This is a genomic window from Sphingobium sp. MP9-4, assembly GCF_005281675.1.
Lineage (GTDB): Bacteria > Pseudomonadota > Alphaproteobacteria > Sphingomonadales > Sphingomonadaceae > Sphingobium > Sphingobium yanoikuyae.
The window spans coordinates 1-779 of sequence record NZ_LUFI01000013.1 but is presented as its reverse complement, the minus strand read 5'-3'; the positions used below and the strand labels follow the sequence as shown (position 1 = coordinate 779).

The window sequence follows — 779 nt, the reverse complement described above, 5'->3', positions numbered from 1 at the left end:
GATCGCGTTGACGTTGACGCCCCTGGCCGCCCATTCGTTCGCCAGCAGCTTGGTGAGGCCGGCGACGCCGCTCTTGGACGCAGTATAGCTCGGCACCCGGATGCCGCCCTGGAACGACAGCAAGGAGGCGATGTTGACGATTTTGCCCGAGCCCTGTGCCAGCATGTGCCGCCCGGCCGCCTGGGCGAGGAAGAAGGTGGACTTCAAATTGGTGTCGATCACCGCGTCCCAGTCTTCCTCGGTGAAGTCGACGCTGTCGGCGCGGCGGATGATGCCGGCATTGTTGATGAGGATGTCGAGGCCGCCCAGTTTCTCGATCGTCTCGTCGACGACGCGCTGCACCGGCTCGATGCTCGACAGGTCGGCCGAGACGATCTCCGCCTTGCGGCCGAGCGCGCGAACTTTCTCGACGGTCTCTTCCGCCGGGGTGCGGCCGACCGCCGCGATGTCGGCGCCGGCCGCCGCGAGCGACAGCGCGATCGCCTGGCCAATGCCGGTATTGGCGCCGGTGACGATGGCGACCTTGCCGGTCAGATCGAAGATAGTGCTCATATAAGCTCCAAATCCCCCTCCCTTCAGGGAGGGGTTAGGGGAGGGCATGTGAGGGGAGAGGGCGTGACAGCCTCTCCCCCTTCTGGCTTAGGCCAGCTGGCAGATATCCAGCACGTTCATGTCGGTATAGTCCTGGTTCTCGCCGGCCATCGCCCAGATGAAGGCATAGGCCTTGGTGCCCGATCCCATATGGATCGACCAGGGCGGCGAGATCACCGCTTCCTCAT

General features: G+C 64.6%; 1 protein-coding gene and 1 pseudogene. Both read right to left on the bottom strand.

Annotated elements, in window-relative coordinates; translation table 11 throughout:
• Positions 1-552, bottom strand: a 552-nt coding sequence (locus A0U87_RS02800; protein ID WP_137405205.1) for an SDR family NAD(P)-dependent oxidoreductase, incomplete at its 3' end; no start/stop codon positions are given.
• Positions 553-639: 87 nt separating this feature from the next.
• Positions 640-779 (bottom strand): annotated as a pseudogene (locus tag A0U87_RS26565) (5-deoxy-glucuronate isomerase); the annotation flags it as partial.